This is a genomic window from Arthrobacter rhamnosi (assembly GCF_054510855.1).
In genome coordinates this window covers 359,567-376,218 of record NZ_JBTNDT010000004.1, presented here as the reverse complement: position 1 = coordinate 376,218, position 16,652 = coordinate 359,567, and the positions used below count along the sequence as shown (strand labels likewise).

General features: G+C 67.8%; 12 protein-coding genes. 8 read left to right on the top strand and 4 right to left on the bottom strand.

Annotation, left to right across the window (positions count from 1 at the left end; translation table 11 throughout):
- Window positions 1-5 precede the first annotated feature (5 nt).
- Window positions 6-1,313: a serine hydroxymethyltransferase gene (gene glyA, locus ACX80I_RS10600; RefSeq protein ID WP_459345076.1), complete on the bottom strand. Its 1,308-nt coding sequence runs from the start codon at window positions 1,311-1,313 to the stop codon at window positions 6-8.
- A 430-nt stretch (window positions 1,314-1,743) separates the two neighbouring features.
- On the opposite strand from glyA, the gene ACX80I_RS10595 reads away from it, so the two are divergent.
- From ACX80I_RS10595 to ACX80I_RS10560, 8 genes are all read left to right on the top strand, one after another.
- Window positions 1,744-2,934 (top strand): FAD-dependent oxidoreductase, encoded by a 1,191-nt coding sequence (locus tag ACX80I_RS10595; RefSeq protein ID WP_459345075.1) that lies wholly within the window; start codon window positions 1,744-1,746, stop codon window positions 2,932-2,934.
- Window positions 2,931-3,791 (top strand): formyltetrahydrofolate deformylase, encoded by an 861-nt coding sequence (purU, locus tag ACX80I_RS10590; RefSeq protein ID WP_459345074.1) that lies wholly within the window; start codon window positions 2,931-2,933, stop codon window positions 3,789-3,791. Before ACX80I_RS10595 ends, purU begins: the two co-directional genes overlap by 4 nt.
- Before the next feature lie 106 nt (window positions 3,792-3,897).
- Window positions 3,898-4,419 (top strand): gamma carbonic anhydrase family protein, encoded by a 522-nt coding sequence (locus tag ACX80I_RS10585; protein ID WP_459345073.1) that lies wholly within the window; start codon window positions 3,898-3,900, stop codon window positions 4,417-4,419.
- A gap of 32 nt (window positions 4,420-4,451) precedes the next feature.
- A complete protein-coding gene (locus ACX80I_RS10580; protein ID WP_459345072.1) occupies window positions 4,452-5,675 on the top strand; it encodes an ROK family transcriptional regulator in 1,224 nt (407 codons plus the stop codon).
- Between the two features lie 125 nt (window positions 5,676-5,800).
- Window positions 5,801-7,339: a multiple monosaccharide ABC transporter ATP-binding protein gene (gene mmsA, locus ACX80I_RS10575; RefSeq protein ID WP_459345071.1), complete on the top strand. Its 1,539-nt coding sequence runs from the start codon at window positions 5,801-5,803 to the stop codon at window positions 7,337-7,339.
- A 24-nt stretch (window positions 7,340-7,363) separates the two neighbouring features.
- Window positions 7,364-8,665 carry a multiple monosaccharide ABC transporter permease gene (mmsB, locus tag ACX80I_RS10570; RefSeq protein WP_459345070.1) on the top strand — a complete coding sequence of 434 codons (1,302 nt, stop codon included), beginning with the start codon at window positions 7,364-7,366 and terminating at the stop codon, window positions 8,663-8,665.
- Window positions 8,666-8,740: 75 nt separating this feature from the next.
- On the top strand, window positions 8,741-9,838 hold the full coding sequence (locus ACX80I_RS10565; RefSeq protein WP_459345069.1) for a substrate-binding domain-containing protein: 1,098 nt from the start codon (window positions 8,741-8,743) through the stop codon (window positions 9,836-9,838).
- A gap of 139 nt (window positions 9,839-9,977) precedes the next feature.
- Entirely contained in the window at window positions 9,978-11,057 is a 1,080-nt protein-coding gene (locus tag ACX80I_RS10560; RefSeq protein ID WP_459345068.1) for a Gfo/Idh/MocA family protein, read from the top strand.
- Between the two features lie 116 nt (window positions 11,058-11,173).
- On the opposite strand, the gene ACX80I_RS10555 is transcribed toward ACX80I_RS10560, so the two are convergent.
- The 3 genes from ACX80I_RS10555 to ACX80I_RS10545 all read right to left on the bottom strand — a co-directional run bounded on the left by ACX80I_RS10555 (window position 11,174) and on the right by ACX80I_RS10545 (window position 16,634).
- Window positions 11,174-13,093, bottom strand: coding sequence for a hypothetical protein (locus ACX80I_RS10555; RefSeq protein ID WP_459345067.1), 1,920 nt, complete (start codon window positions 13,091-13,093; stop codon window positions 11,174-11,176).
- 88 nt (window positions 13,094-13,181) lie between these two features.
- Window positions 13,182-14,243, bottom strand: a complete 1,062-nt coding sequence (locus ACX80I_RS10550) for a hypothetical protein (protein ID WP_459345066.1) — start codon at window positions 14,241-14,243, stop codon at window positions 13,182-13,184.
- 168 nt (window positions 14,244-14,411) lie between these two features.
- Window positions 14,412-16,634 carry an NADP-dependent isocitrate dehydrogenase gene (locus tag ACX80I_RS10545; protein WP_459345065.1) on the bottom strand — a complete coding sequence of 741 codons (2,223 nt, stop codon included), beginning with the start codon at window positions 16,632-16,634 and terminating at the stop codon, window positions 14,412-14,414.
- Between the last annotated feature and the right edge of the window lie 18 nt (window positions 16,635-16,652).

Here is a 16,652-nt window from a genome sequence, read left to right as displayed (position 1 = left end):
CGGCCCTACCACTCCTCCTGGCCCGGGTACAGCGGGAAGTTCGCGGCGAGCGCGGACACGCGGGTGCGCAGTGCGTCCACGTCGGGCGACGGCTTGAGCGCTGCGGCGATGATCTCCCCGACCTCCGTGAATTCGGCGGCGCCGAACCCGCGGGTGGCGAGCGCCGGGGTGCCGATACGGAGACCGGAGGTGACCATCGGCGGACGGGGGTCGAACGGCACGGCATTGCGGTTGACCGTGATGCCCACGGAGTGCAGGACATCCTCGGCCTGCTGGCCATCCAGCGACGAGTGGCGCAGGTCCACCAGGACGAGGTGCACGTCGGTACCCCCGGTGAGGACGGAGACGCCGTGCTCGGCGACGTCGGACGCTCTCAGTCGCTCGGCGATGATGCGGGCACCCTCGAGGACGCGCTCCTGGCGTTCCTTGAACTCGGGCGATCCGGCGATCTTGAACGCCGTGGCCTTGCCCGCGATGACATGCATCAGCGGTCCGCCCTGCTGCCCGGGGAAGACACTCGAGTTGAGCTTCTTGGCCCACTCCTGCTTGGCGAGGATGACGCCGGAGCGGGGTCCGGCGAGGGTCTTGTGCACGGTGGACGTGACGACGTCGGAGTGCGGGACGGGGCTGGGGTGGACGCCGGCTGCGACGAGGCCCGCGAAGTGGGCCATGTCCGTCCACAGGAGGGCGCCGACCTCGTCGGCGATGGACCGGAAGGCAGCGAAATCGAGCTGGCGCGGGTAGGCGGACCAACCGGCGATGATCACCTGCGGCTTCTCGGCCCGGGCCTGCTCGCGGACGCGCTCCATGTCCAGGCGGTGCGTGTCCTCCTCGACGCCGTAGGCGGCGACCTCGTACAGCTTGCCGGAGAAGTTGAGCTTCATGCCGTGCGTCAGGTGTCCGCCGTGCGCGAGGGACAGACCCATGATCTTGTCGCCCGGCTTGATCATGGCGGCGAGCGCCGCGGCGTTGGCCTGGGCGCCGGAGTGGGGCTGGACGTTCGCGAACTCGGCGCCGAACAGTGCCTTGACGCGCTCGATCGCGAGGTTCTCCGCGACGTCGACGTGTTCACACCCGCCGTAGTATCGGCGCCCGGGATAGCCCTCGGCGTACTTGTTGGTCAGCACGCTGCCCTGCGCCTCGAGGACGGCGCGGGGTGCGAAGTTCTCCGAGGCGATCATCTCGAGGGTGTCGCGCTGCCGTGCGAGTTCGTCCCGGAGGACGGCGGCGATCTCCGGGTCCACCTCGGACAGCGGGGCATTGGTGACGGAATCTGCGGCAGCGTGGGATGGAGCCATGGGCGACGTTGTCATCGGTTGATCCTTCTCTGGGTCTCGCGTCGAGGTCAGCTTGAGTCGCGGGCAGGATGCGGATCGACTGTCCGCGCCCGGCCGCTCGTGAAACGTGACCCGCGGCCCAGGCGTGCGATCCGTGGTCTGCACCGGAAGCACAGGACGTCCCGAAGGAGAGCCCTGGCCCCACGCCGCTTCCTGGTGGTTGCCCACCCTACGCCAGTCGCGACGCTCCCATGCTAGCCGTACCGCTGGCCGGGCCGCCACCGATGTCCCGGCCGGCGGACTCTGTATGACGTCCGACGGCGGACGCCTTCCTGCCGTTCAGTAGGGACCGGCAGGGCGGGGCGGAGGGCCCGGTAGGGGGTGGAATACGGGCTTGCACGGGGCTGTTGGGCAGGGTGGGTTCGGAGCTCCGAGAGTCGGAAGCAAGTCTGGGAGAGGGCGGGAGATGCGCGGGTCGTCAGCAGGGCAGACCGGACAGGTGCTGGACGGACCGGTCCGCCGTGTTCGCGTCGTGGTGATCGGCGCCGGCCAGGCGGGGCTGAGCAGCGCGTACCACCTGGGGCGCCGGGGGCTCGAGCCGCACCGCGACTTCGTGGTCCTCGATGCGAATCCCGCTCCGGGGGGTGCCTGGCTGCACCGCTGGCCCGCCCTCACCTTCGACGCCGCCCATGCACTGCACGACCTCCCGGGTTTTCCGCTCGGTACGCCGGACCCCAAGGAGCCCGCGTCCGCCGTGGTGAACCGCTACTACGGGGCCTTCGAGCGGGAGTTCGACCTGCCGGTGGTCCGCCCGGTCTCCGTGGTCCGCGTCGACTCCGGATCCGACGGAGCCCCGGACGACGATGACATAGACGGGGACGACCTGCACGGCGGTGACCGCGGCCCCCTGCACGTGACCACCACCGGTGGCACCTGGGTGGCGGACGTCGTCATCAACGCGACCGGGACGTGGGACCGCCCGTACTGGCCCTATTACCGCGGCCGCGACGTCTTCGCGGGCCGCCAGCTGCACACACGGAACTACCGCTCGGCCGACGAGTTCTCGGGCCAGAGCGTCCTCGTCGTCGGCGGCGGGACGTCCGCGGTGCAGTTCCTGCTCCAGCTCCACGCAGCGGGCGCCAGGCCCCTCTGGTCGACCCGGCGCCCTCCGGAATTCACCCGCAGGCCGTTCGACCCCGAGTGGGGCCGGGAGGTCGAGGCGGAGGTGAATGCCCGGACGAGTGCGGGACTCCCGCCGGCCAGCGTCGTGTCTGTCACCGGCCTGTCCCTGACCGCGCAGTACCAGGCGGGCATCGACGCCGGCATCCTCGTGTCGCGGGGCCCCCTGGCCGAGCTCCGGGAACAGTCCGCGGTCTTCGCCGACGGCTCCGAGGAGCCTGTCGACGCGGTCCTGTGGGCCACCGGTTTCCGGGCCGCCCTGGACCACCTGGCTCCGCTGCACCTCCGCGAGCCGGGCGGCGGCATCCGGATGGACGGCGTGCACGTGCTGAAGGAACCGCGCCTCCTGCTCGTCGGCTACGGCGCATCCGCGTCGACGCTCGGCGCGTCCCGCGCCGGACGGGCCGCCGCAACCGCCGCCGTCGCCAGACTCCGGAGCACCGCCGACAGCGGGGCTACCGGTAACCTTGCCGGGTGACTTCCCCCGATACGCCCCGCTCCTATTCCCTGACCCTGTCCTGCCCCGACCGGCCCGGCATCGTGCACGGCGTGAGCGGTGCCCTGGTCGCGGTGGGAGCCAACATCACCGAATCGCAGCAGTACGGCAGCCCGGACACGGGCACCTTCTTCATGCGGGTTGCGCTCACCACGGACTCCACCGAGGAGGCCCTGCATGCGGCCCTCGAGCCCGTCGCCGCGGAGTACGGGATGGAGTGGTCCCTGGCGGAGTCGGAGCGCCGCACCAGGACCCTCATCATGGTGTCCAAGGCCGCACACTGCCTCAACGACCTCCTGTTCCAGCACCGCTCGGGTACCCTCGCCATCGACATCCCTGTCATCGTCTCCAATCACCGCGACCTCGAGGACCTCGCCGCCTTCTACGGCGTCGAGTTCCACCACATCCCCGTGACCCCGGACACGAAGGCCGAGGCCGAGGACGCGCTGCGCGCCCTCATGGACGAGCACGACATCGAACTGGTGGTGCTCGCCCGGTACATGCAGGTCCTCAGCGACACGCTCTGCGAGGACCTGCGGGGCCGGGCCATCAACATCCACCACTCGTTCCTGCCGTCCTTCAAGGGCGCCCGGCCGTACCACCAGGCCCACGCGCGCGGGGTCAAGCTGATCGGCGCGACCGCCCACTACGTCACGGCGGCCCTCGACGAGGGGCCGATCATCGAGCAGGAGGTCATCCGCGTGGACCACGCCCGCACCGCCGAGCAGCTGGCATCGATCGGACGCGAGCTCGAGGGACGCGCACTGGTCCAGGCCGTGCAGTGGTACGCGGAGCGCCGCGTCCTCCTCGACGGGCGCCGCACCATCGTCTTCAACTGACCGGTCCTCGCTGACCGGCCCTCGCTGCCCGGTCCTCGCTGGCCGGTCCTCGCTGGCCGGGACCGATCCGCTCCCCGGCCGGCAGGGCGTCGCCTAGGCTGGCGCCATGGCACACCTGATCCCCTTCCGGGGCAATACCCCCGACGTCAGCGATTCCGCATTCACCGCCCCGACGGCCTCCCTCATCGGTGAGGTGGTGCTGGGGCCCTTCGCCAGCGTCTTCTACGGCGCCACCGTCCGCGCGGACACCGCTCCCATCACCATCGGTGAGGGCACCAACCTGCAGGACAACGTGGTGGTGCATGCGGACCCGGGTCACCCGGCGAGGATCGGCGACCGCGTGAGCGTGGGGCACGGCGCCGTCGTCCACGGGTGCACCATCGAGGACGACTGCCTCATCGGCATGGGCGCGACGGTGCTCAACGGCGCCGTCGTCGGTTCCGGCTCCCTCGTCGCCGCGGGCGCCGTGGTGCTCGAAGGCATGGTCGTCCCTCCCCGCTCGCTCGTCGCAGGAGTGCCCGCGAAAGTGCGCCGGGAACTCGCTGACGACGAGGTCGCCGCCGTGAAGGCCAACGCGGAACGCTATAAAGCACTCGCGCAGGAACATCGTCAAGCGTTAACTTCTTGACTACAAGTGGCCCCTGCGGCACCCTAGAGGTCATGCCCGCAGAATCCACCTCGACGGCGAGGACACGCTTGAGCGCCGCGCTCCCGAAGCCGGGCTCCCAATCCGCACTGCGCGAGCAGAACCAGCAGCGGGTCATCGCGGCGCTCATGAGCGGCGGCCCCCAGACGCAGGCGGAACTGTCACGGCAGACCGGGCTGTCGACCGCCACGGTCTCCAACATCGTGAAGGTCATGGCCGCCACCGGCGTCGTCAGCACCTCACCGACCACCAGCTCGGGACGGCGCGCCCTCTCGGTGATCCTCAATGACAACGGACAGGTCGCGGCCGGCATCGACATCGGCCGGCGGCACCTCCGTGTCGTCCTTGCAAGCCCCAACTACCGGGTCGTCCAGGAAGCCTCCGTCGCACTCCCGCTGGGACACAGCGCCGTGGAGGGACTCACGGCGGCCTCGGACCTCCTCGACAGGCTGCTCGAGAACGGGGGCATCAGCCGGCACGCGCTCCTCGGCGCCGGCATCGGCATTCCGGGGCCCATCGACCGACGGACCGGGACCGTGGTCCAGGGTGCCATTCTGCCCGAGTGGGTGGGCATCAACATCCACGAGACCTTCAGCGAGAGGCTCCAGGTGCCCGTCTTCATCGACAATGACGCGAATCTGGGCGCGCTGGCGCAGGTGACGTGGGGTCCACACAGCTCGGTCGACAACCTGATGTTCATGAAGGTGGGCTCCGGCATCGGATCCGGCCTCGTGCTCAATGGAGCGCTCTACTACGGCAACGTCGGCATCACCGGGGAACTGGGCCACACGACCATCAACGAGCACGGGGTGGTGTGCCGGTGCGGAAACCGGGGCTGCCTCGAGACGGTCGCGTCGACGTCGACGATGATCGAGCTGCTCAGCCGCGCCAGCATCGAGACCATCGACACCCAGCGCATCATCGACTGGGCCCTGGCCGGCGATAAGGCCACCCTGCGCGTGATCGACGACGCCGGCGTCGCCATCGGCCGGGCGCTGGCCCACACTGCCAACCTTATCAACCCGGAGACCATCGTCATCGGGGGGCCACTCACCAGCCTCGGGGAGATCCTCCTCGAGCCCATCCGCCGCGGGCTGGCCCGCCACGCCGTGCCCATCATCGGCGAGACGACGAGCGTCTGCATGTCCTCCCTCGGCGACCGCGCGGAGGCCCTGGGGGCCGCCGCCGTCGTCCTCGCCCAACCTGGTCTGTCCCCGCGGCTGGCAAGTTCCGCATAACGTTCCCGTCTCTATTTCGTGCGCTTTGCGTTCAACAGTTGACGACAAGGCGATATAGCGTGTTCAATTCTTTCGGGCCGTGGTTGGGCCTGCACCAAGACAACGCCGTCACCGCGGGAGGCCCCATGAATAACCACACCATCCTCGAGATGCGTTCCATCACCAAGGAATTCCCGGGAGTCAAAGCCCTCTCCGACGTGTCACTGGAAGTCCAGGCGGGCGAGATCCACGCCATCTGCGGGGAGAACGGCGCCGGCAAGTCCACGCTCATGAAGGTCCTCTCAGGGCTCTACCCCCACGGTGACTACACCGGCCAGATCTTCTTCCAGGGCAAGGAGGTCCAGTTCAAGGACATCCGGTCCAGCGAGGCGGCGGGTATCGTCATCATCCACCAGGAACTCGCGCTCATCCCGGAACTCTCGATCGCCGAGAACATCTTCCTCGGCAACGAGCCCACCCGCTTCGGCGTCATCGACTGGGACTACGTCAACCGCACCACGCTGGAACTCATGGCCCGCGTGGGCCTCAGCGAGGACCCGGTCACCAAGGTCAAGGACATCGGCGTCGGCAAGCAGCAGCTCGTCGAGATCGCCAAGGCGCTCAACAAGTCCGTGAAACTGCTGATCCTCGACGAGCCCACGGCGGCCCTCAACGAATCCGACTCCCAGCACCTGCTGGACCTCATGGCGGGCCTGCGCTCCAAGGGCATCTCGTGCATCATGATCTCGCACAAGCTCAACGAGATCGAGCAGATCGCCGACTCGATCACCATCATCCGCGACGGAAAGTCGATCGAGACGCTGCACGTGAAGAACGACGGCGTCGACGAGGACCGCATCATCCGCGGCATGGTGGGCCGGTCGCTCGAATCCCGCTTCCCCGAGCACACGCCGAAGATCGGTGAGACGTTCTTCGAGGTCCGCAACTGGACGGTCGGCCACCCCACGGTGTCCGACCGCCTCGTCTGCAAGAACTCGAGCTTCCACGTGCGCCGGGGTGAGATCGTCGGTTTCGCCGGTCTCATGGGCGCGGGACGCACGGAGCTCGCGCGCTCCGTCTTCGGCCGGTCCTACGGCACCTTCAAGTCGGGACAGATCTTCATCAACGGCAAGGAGGTCACCCTTCGCTCGGTGCCGCAGGCGATCCACGCGGGCCTCGCGTACGTGACGGAGGACCGCAAGTCGCTCGGGCTCAACCTGCTCGACGACATCAAAACCACCACGGTGTCCGCCGACCTGAAGAAGATCACCCGCGGACTCGTCGTCGACAAGGACGAGGAGTACAGCGTCGCGGAGGAGTACCGGAAGTCGCTGCGCACCAAGACGCCGAGCGTCAACGAGGGCGTCGCGAAGCTCTCCGGCGGCAACCAGCAGAAGGTGGTCCTGTCCAAGTGGATGTTCACCGATCCCGAACTCCTGATCCTCGACGAGCCCACCCGCGGCATCGACGTCGGAGCGAAGTACGAGATCTACGGCATCATCCAGAAGCTCGCAGACCAGGGGAAGGGCGTCATCGTCATCTCCTCGGAACTGCCCGAACTGCTCGGCCTCTCGGATCGGATCTACACGATCTTCGAGGGCGCGATCACGGGTGAACTCACCCGCGACGACGCGAACCAGGAATCCCTGATGAAACTCATGACCGCCAGCAGGAAATCTGCCTGACCGTAGCTCCCTAGGAAAAACACCATGAATTCCCTCAAACAAATCTTCGGCGGAGACACCCGCCAGTTCGGGATGATCTTCGCCCTGGTCGCGCTCGTCGTGTTCTTCCAGTGGCGCACGGGCGGCAAGACGCTCACATCCGTGAACATGATGAACCTCTTCAACGGCAACTCGTACATCCTGATCCTGGCCATCGGCATGGTGCTCGTGATCATCGCCGGCCACATCGACCTCTCCGTCGGTTCCGTCGCAGCGTTTGTCGGCATCGTCGTCGCGATCGCCATGCGCGACTGGGGCATCCCGTGGTACCTCGGTGCGCTGCTCGGCCTCGTCCTCGGTGCGCTCATCGGGGCCTGGCACGGTTTCTGGGTGGCGTACGTCGGCATCCCGGCGTTCATCGTCACCCTGGCCGGCATGCTCCTGTTCCGCGGCGCCAATCAGTCGGTGGGCAACTCCCTCACCGTCCCGGTGCCCGAGGGATTCCGCTACCTCGGCGCAGGTTACCTCCCCGAGGTGGGACCCAACACCGGCTACAACAACCTCACGCTGCTGATGGGACTCGCCCTGGTGGCGTTCGTGATCTACAGCGAGTTCCGCGGCCGCCGCAAGCTGGCCAAGATCCACGCCGACCTGCCCCCCATCTGGGTTCCGGTCACCAAGGTCGTCCTGCTCTCCGCCGTCATCCTGTACGCGACCTACCTCTTCGCGACCGGCCGTCCCGGCACCTCGTTCCCCGTTCCCGGCCTGATCCTCGGCATCCTCGTCATCATCTACGCGTTCATCTCCAACAAGACGATCCTCGGTCGCCACGTCTACGCCGTCGGCGGCAACCGCCACGCAGCCGAGCTGTCCGGCGTGCAGAGCAAGAAGGTGAACTTCATGGTCATGATGAACATGTCCATCCTCGCCGCCCTCGCCGGCATGATCTTCGTCGGCCGCTCGACCGCATCGGGCCCGTCCGACGGCGTCGGCTGGGAACTGGACGCGATCGCAGCCGTCTTCATCGGTGGTGCAGCCGTCACCGGCGGCGTCGGTACAGTGGTCGGCTCGATCATCGGAGGCCTCGTCATGGCCGTCCTCAACAACGGTCTCCAGCTGCTCGGCGCCGGCGCCGACGACACCCAGATCATCAAGGGGTTCGTCCTGCTCGTCGCCGTCGCGTTCGACGTCTACAACAAGAGCCAGGGCAAGCCGTCCATCATAGGCATGCTCACCAGGAACTTCGGCGGAGGCAGCGGTGGGGGCAAGACGCCCGCCCCCACCCCGCAACCCGCTCCCACCGAGCAGGCTGTCGGCACGAAGGAAGTCATCTCCCACGAGGTCTAGGGCCGGGACACCCCGCCTCCAGGCACCAACGCTCCACCCGACCACAAGAGCAAGAGCAACAGAAAGAGAACGAGAATGCGTAAGTTCGCAAAGTCCTTCGCAGCCATTGCTGCGATATCAGCGCTGGCGCTGACCGGCTGCGGTCGCGAAGAAGCGACCCCCGGAGCCGAGGGCAGCGGCGCTGCCGCCGCCGGGTTCGAAGAAGGATCGGCCATCGGCGTCGCCCTCCCGCAGAAGACGTCGGAGAACTGGGTACTCGCCGAGACCCTCTTCAACGACGGCCTGACCGAGGCCGGCTACGAGCCGGACGTCCAGTTCGCCAACGGTGGCGTCTCCGAGCAGCAGAACCAGATCAGCTCCATGATCACCAACGGCGTGAAGGTCCTCGTCGTCGGGGCGATCGACGGATCCCAGCTCGGTACGCAGCTCCAGCAGGCCAAGGACGCGGGCATCACGATCATCGCCTACGACCGCCTCCTGACCAACACGGAGAACGTTGACTACTACGTGGCGTACGACAACTTCCAGGTCGGCGAACTTCAGGGTCAGGCCCTGCTCGACGGCATGAAGGCCGCCAAGCCCGAGGGACCGTACAACATCGAGCTGTTCGCCGGTTCGCCCGACGACGCCAACGCGAAGGTCTTCTTCGACGGCGCCATGAGCGTCCTGCAGCCCGAGATCGACAACGGCAACCTGGTGGTCGTCTCCGGCCAGACGACCTTCGACCAGGCCGTCACGCAGGGCTGGAAGGCAGAGAACGCCCAGAAGCGCATGGACACCCTGCTCTCCGGCAACTACAGCTCCGAAGAGCTCGACGGCGTCCTGTCCCCCAACGACACGCTCGCCCGCGCGATCCTGACCTCGGTCGAGGGTGCAGGAAAGAGCATCCCGGTCGTCACCGGCCAGGACTCCGAGGTCGAGTCCGTGAAGTCCATCATGGCGGGCAAGCAGTACTCCACGATCAACAAGGACACGCGGGCCCTCGTCGAGCACGCCATCGAAATGGTCGGCAACCTCCAGGCCGGCGAGGAGCCCGAGGTCAACGATCCCGACTCCTACGACAACGGCGTGAAGACCGTTCCCGCCTACCTCCTCGAGCCGCAGATCGTGACCAAGGAGAACGCAGCGGAAGCGTACAAGAACGACCCCACGCTGTCCGCTCTCACCAAGTAGCTCCCCGCCGGACCCCTCCGGCAGCATGACCAGAAGCGCCCCGGCTCCGGCCGGGGCGCTTCGTCGTTCGGCTGCAGGGTTCGGTGTAACGCTCGTGTACGCGATGGACGCGGGAGCGCCCAGCGGCAAGGATGGGATCATGAACCCCCAGAACCGCATTGCCGTTCCCCCCTGCGCCGAAGCAGGAGCTCCCAGCCCGATCGTGGCCACAGGCCGTCCACTGAAGTGGGGAGTCATCGCCACGGGCGGCATCGCCGCGAAGGTCACCCAGGACATCGCCCTGCTCGAGGACGCCGTCCTCCACGCGGTCAGTTCCCGTAGCGCGGACAGTGCCGCGGCCTTCGCCGAGCGCTTCGGATTCGTCACGAGCTACGGCAACGACGACGGCGGAACGGGTTACCAGCACCTCGTGGACGACCCCGAGGTGGACGTCGTCTATATCACCACGCCGCACGCCCAGCACTACGACGTCGCCAAGGCGGCGCTGACGGGCGGCAAGCACGTGCTGTGCGAGAAGCCGTTCACCATCAACGCCGCCGAGGCGGAGGAACTGGCAGGACTGGCGGCCGAGCGCGGACTGTTCCTCATGGAAGCCGTATGGACCCGCTTCCTGCCGAGCATCAACCGCGCGTGGGAGATCATCCACTCCGGCGAACTGGGAGACATCCGGTGGGTCCAGGGCGACCTCGGATTTCCTGCGCCGGAGGATCCCGCCAGCCGCCTCTGGGACCCGAAGGCAGGTGGCGGCGCCCTGATGGACCTCACCGTCTACCCGCTCACCTGGGCACTCGGATCCCTCGGCTTCCCGGACTCCGTCGCCGCCGTCGGAACGCTGAACAGCGACGGCGTCGACGTGCAGAACGCCGTGACCCTGAGCTACGGGAACGGCGCATATGCCCAGCTGTCGTCGTCGCTCATCGCCTCATGCCCGGGCCAGGCGACGGTCGCCGGTTCGAATGGCTGGCTGAAGAGCGGGGGTGGGAACCTCCACAACCCGAAGGAACTGACCATCAGGATCGGCCAGGGCGACGCGCGGGTGGAGCAGTTCGAGCAGGTCGGTGCGGGGTACACCTACGAGCTGCGCGAGGTCACCCGCTGCATCCAGCAGGGACTGACCGAGAGCCCCACCATGCCCATCGCGGACACTGTGAGGACCATGCGGCTGCTCGACGGCGTGCGGGGCCAGATCGGCTTGCGCTACGCGAACGACGACGCCTGACGGTTCTCCTCCACCTTCTACGCTCCTCCCCCATTTCGTCCCGTGCTGAAGGACGGGTCCCCCGCGGTTTCTGCCGCGGGAGACCCGTCCTTTCCCGTCTCAGGGAGGCTACAGGGCTAGGCGACTGCCTTCGGCCGGCGGGCGACCAGCAGGCCAAGCGCTCCGCTGAGGACCAGGAGTGCACCGGACAGCAGGACCTGCTGCTGGTCGAAGCCTGTGGAGGCAAGTGCCCTCGGCGTCGACGACCCGGAGGCGGCAGCGACCGCTGCGGGAGCAGTCGTCTTCACCGTCGCGATTGCGAGCGAGACTGTACCGGTAGTGCTGTCAGTACCGGTAGTGATGCCGGTGCTGGCACCGGTGCTGAGGCCGGGGTTGCCAGCCGGAGTGATACCAGCGGATGCGGTGGTACCGGCGGATGCGCCGATGGGCGTGCCTGCCGAGCCGCCATTGTCCGAGCCACCAGCATTCGATCCACCAGCATTCGATCCACCAGCATTCGATCCACCGGCGTTCGATCCATCGGTGCCCGCCCCATCGCTGTCCGTCCCGCCGTGACCGTCCGAGGCAGGCGCCTCAGGACCGGGCGTGGTCGGCGTCGCAGGAACGGTCGGCATCGTGGGATCGGTCGGCGTCGCGGGATCGGTCGGCGTCGCAGGAGTTGTGGTGCCTGCGCCACAGTCGGTACTGCTGCCGCCGATCACTGCGACTCCGTTGCAACCGACGGTCACCGGGACCACGACCTCGGGTGCAACCTCGTTCCCGTTGAGGACCCCGCCGTCCAGCAGGCCGCCGTCGACGGAACCATCGGTCGAACCACCCGTCGAACCACCCGTGTTGTCACCGCTGATTCCGCCGGCCGCATCGGTCGTGCAATCCGACGCGCTGTCACCGATCAGGGCCACGGTGTTGCAGCCGACATTCACCGGAACTACAACCTCGGGCGAGACCACGTTCCCATCGAGGATGCCACCGTCCAGCACGCCGCCGTCCAGCACGCCGCCGTTCAGCAAGCCACCGTCGAGGAGGCCGCCTTCGGGGTCGCCCTCAGTCGTACCACCCGTGCTGCCACCGCTCGTTCCGCCGGTCGCACCCGAATCACCTTTCGAGGACGAATCTCCGATTACCGACACCGAGTTCCCGGAGACGTTCACCGGAGCCACGACCTCGGGCACGACCACGTTCCCGTTGAGGACCCCGCCGTCCAGCAGGCCGCCGTCGACGGCACCATCGGTGGTGCCTGCGGACGAACCGCCCGTGCTGCCACCGCTGGTTCCCCCGGCCGCACCCGTCGCGCAATCCGATGCGCTATTACCGATCAGGGCCACTGTGATGCAGCCGGCATTCACCGGACCCACGACCTCAGGCGACACCACGTTCCCGTTGAGGATCCCGCCGTTCAGCAGGCCGCCGTCGACGGAACCATCGGTGGTGCCTGCGGACGTACCGCCCGTGCTGCCACCGCTGGTTCCCCCGGCCGCACCCGAATCACCCGTCGAGGACGCATCCCCGAGCACCGCCACCGAGTTACCGGACACATTCACCGGAGCCACGACCTCGGGCGAGACCACGTTCCCGTTGAGGATCCTGCTCTCGGTCGATGCCGGCGCGGTGCCGCTCGGATCGGTGGCGGTCATGCCTGTAGCACCCGAATCGCCCGTGGAGGACGCATCCCCGAGCACCGACACTGAGTTCCCGGACACGTTCACCGGTACGGCGATCTGCGGTGCGACCTGATCGGCATTCGCCACTCCGCCGTCGAGCAGGCCGAGGGTGGAACCGCCCAGCAGGCTGTTGCCGGAGTCACGCCCGTCGCCGAGATCGAGCGAAGCGTCGAGGGAGACCACGGTTTCCTGGACGATCGAAGAGCTCGTCGTCCCGGACGGAAGGGGCGCGGTGATGAAGGCGCCGAGACCCGAAGCGGTCTCTGCATCCGATGTCGTGGACAGGTCCGCAGCTGTCGCTGCTCCTGCTCCGAGGACTACGAAGCCCCCGGCGAGAAGGGCGCCGTAGAGCCCTCGCTGCACGTATGTACGCATGATGTTCTCCTGTAGATCGAAGTGGGTTGAAGGTGCCGTGGGGCACCATGAGCCGTCGGCCACGCACGAAGGCGCGACGGGGCAACCACTAATCAGGAAATGAACCGGGTTCCAACGCCGGGCCCGCGGGCAGACCGGCTGTCGCGCCCCGGTGACCCGGACCGACAAGGGCCAGGAAGACCAGGAGGGCCACGCCACCGATGGCGGCGAAGGGGCCCGCCGTCCCGGCACCCGTCATGGAGGACAGGGCGCCGGCCCACGACGCAAGGGGCACCGCGGGCAGTTCGGGAAGATCGTGCGCCATCCGTGCGACGCCCGCCAGAACGGCCGGCACGACGACGTCGACCGCGGCACTGGCGAGGGTCGAGGACGCCTGCACCGCGGACTCTGGACCGGAGCTCCTCGTGGCAACGCCCTCTCCGGCGTCGGTCGCCACCGCGTCGGAGAGCGCCGGGACCTCGGGACCGGCAGTCGTTCCACCGGCAGCAGTCGGGTCGGCGGCGGCAGCAAGAGAAGCGGCCACAGGAACAGCGGCTGCCGGAGCCGGATCAGCCGGCGCGTCGGCGCCCGGCACGGCGGGAAGGACTTCGGTCGCCGGCGTCGGGAGGGGCACGACCGGAACGGCTGGGTCGAATCCGGGAACGGGTGCCACGGCGTCGATCACCGGATCGACGCCGCCCACGACGGGAGCCACCACCTCGAGCACCGGTTCCGTGACGCCGCCGACCGTCCCGTCGACGGTATCGAGGATCGGCGCGGTAACCTCGGTGACCACCCCGGCGGGTACCACCGACTGCACGATGGGCACCTCGGCGACCACCTCGTCGACGAGGGATGTCACAGGGGCGAGGATCGTCCCGGTCGGCTCGGAGGTGAGCTGAGGCACCTGTGCCGCGAGATCGGAGACCAGGAAAGCGGTGCCCGCGAGGCTGCTCGACGGACCCGCCGCAGGAGACGTCTCGGCCGTCACCGCCTGCAGAGGGTCGGCAACGGCGGACAGCGTCGACGACACCGGGGAGCTGCTCTCGACAGCACCTGCCACCGAGCCGAGCAGCCCGGTGTCGGAAGGGAGTTCGGCGGCTGACGCTCCACTGGCGCCCAGAGCCATCCAACCCAGCGCTCCGGCTCCTGCAAGGATCGACAGGCGCACGGAAGTAGCGAGAGACCGACGCTTCTGCATCTTCATCGCACGTACACCCCCAGGCTGAGACCTGAGGCAACCATAAACCGACGTGCGCCTGACTGTAAATGGCATCGCTTAAATTCATCAGCCGGTGGACCAGAACGGTCCACCGGCTGATTAAAAGGCGGGACGCGCCTACTTGGCGAGGATCGCCAGGACCTCGGACAGCTTCGCCGACGGCCGCATCACCTGGGTCACCTTGGTGACGTCGGGGTGGTAGTAGCCGCCGATGTCCACCGGTGAGCCCTGCACGGCCAGCAACTCGGACACGATGGTGTCCTCGTTCCCGGTCAAGGCCTCGGCGACGCGGGAGAAGCTCTGGGCGAGCTCGGCGTCCTGCTCCTGCTTGGCCAGCTCCTCCGCCCAGTACCGGGCGAGGAAGTAGTGGCTGCCGCGGTTGTCGATCTCCCCGACGCGACGGCTGGGCGACTTGTTCTCGAGCAGGAACGTGCCCGTTGCGCGGTCGAGCGTGTCGGCGAGGATCTGCGCACGCGCGTTCCCGGTCGACGTCGCGAGGTGCTCGAAGCTCACGGCGAGGGCGAGGAACTCACCCAGGCTGTCCCAGCGCAGGTGGTTCTCCTTCACGAGCTGCTGCACGTGCTTGGGAGCGGACCCGCCTGCACCGGTCTCGAAGAGTCCGCCACCGTTCATCAGCGGGACCACCGAGAGCATCTTGGCGCTGGTGCCGAGTTCGAGGATGGGGAACAGGTCCGTGAGGTAGTCACGCAGCACGTTGCCGGTCACCGAGATGGTGTCCTCACCCTTGCGGATGCGCTCGAGGGTGAAGGCCGTGGCGTCGACGGGCGTCATGATCTCGAGCGAGACGTCGTCGGTGCCGTGCTGGGCCAGGTACTCCCTGACCTTGGCGATCAGGTTCGCGTCGTGGGCCCGGCCCTCGTCGAGCCAGAAGACGGCCGGCGTGGCCGAGGCGCGGGCGCGGTTGACCGCGAGCTTCACCCAGTCGAGGATGGCGGCGTCCTTGGTCTGACAGGCACGCCAGATGTCGCCGGGTGCGACGTCGTGCTCGATCAGCACGGTGCCATCGGCGTCGACCACCTGCACCTTGCCGGCAGCGGGAATCTCGAAGGTCTTGTCGTGGCTGCCGTACTCCTCGGCCGCCTGCGCCATGAGTCCGACGTTGGGCACGGTGCCCATGGTCGTCGGGTCGAACGCGCCGTTGGCACGGCAGTCGTCGAGGACGACCTGGTAGATACCGGCGTAGCTGCTGTCGGGGATGACGGCGAGCGTGTCGGCTTCCTTGCCGTCCGGTCCCCACATGTGGCCGGACGAACGGATCATCGCAGGCATCGAGGCGTCGACGATGACGTCGCTCGGCACGTGCAGATTGGTGATGCCCTTGTCGGAGTCCACCATGGCGATCGCGGGGCCGTCCTCCATGCCCTTCGTGATGGCCTGCTGCACTCCCTCGCGGACGTCCTCGGGAAGCTTGTCGAGACCGCCGAGGATCGAGGCCAGGCCGTTGTTGGGGCTCAGGCCGGCGGCGGTCAGCTGCTCGCCGTACGTCTCGAAGAGCTCGGGGAGGAAGGCACGGACCACGTGTCCGAAGATGATGGGGTCGGAGACCTTCATCATGGTGGCCTTCAGGTGGGCCGAGAACAGCACGTCCTCCTCCTTGGCCCGGGCGACGGAGGCCTTGAGGAAGTCGTTGAGGGCGTCGGCGCGCATGACGGTCCCGTCGACGACCTCACCGGCGAGGACCGGGAAGGAGTCCTTGAGGACGCTCACGGAACCGTCGGCGGCGACATGCTGAATGGAGATGGTGCCGTCCGCGGGGATGACGACGGACTGCTCGTTGGACCGGAAATCGTCGCTGGTCATGGAGGCGACGTTCGTCTTGGACTCCGGCGTCCAGGCACCCATGCTGTGAGGGTTCTGGCGCGCGTAGTTCTTGACCGACGCGGGAGCGCGGCGGTCCGAGTTGCCCTCGCGGAGGACGGGGTTCACGGCGCTGCCCTTGACCTTGTCATAGCGGGCGCGGATGTCCTTCTCCTCGTCCGTGGACGGGTGGTCGGGATAATCCGGCAGGGCGTAGCCCTGGCCCTGGAGCTCGGCGACGGCCGCCTTGAGCTGCGGGATGGACGCGCTGATGTTGGGCAGCTTGATGATGTTGGCTTCCGGCGTCTTCGCCAGCGCTCCGAGTTCGGCGAGCGCGTCCGCCTGTCGCTGGTCCTCGGTGAGGTGGTCGTTGAAGAGCGCAATGATGCGTCCGGACAGCGAGATGTCCCGGGTCTCCACCTCGACACCCGCCGTTGACGCGAACGCCTCGATGATCGGCAGGAACGAATAGGTAGCCAGCATCGGCGCTTCGTCGGTGTGGGTGTAGATGATCTTGGCCATGGGTAGGCATCTCCCTGG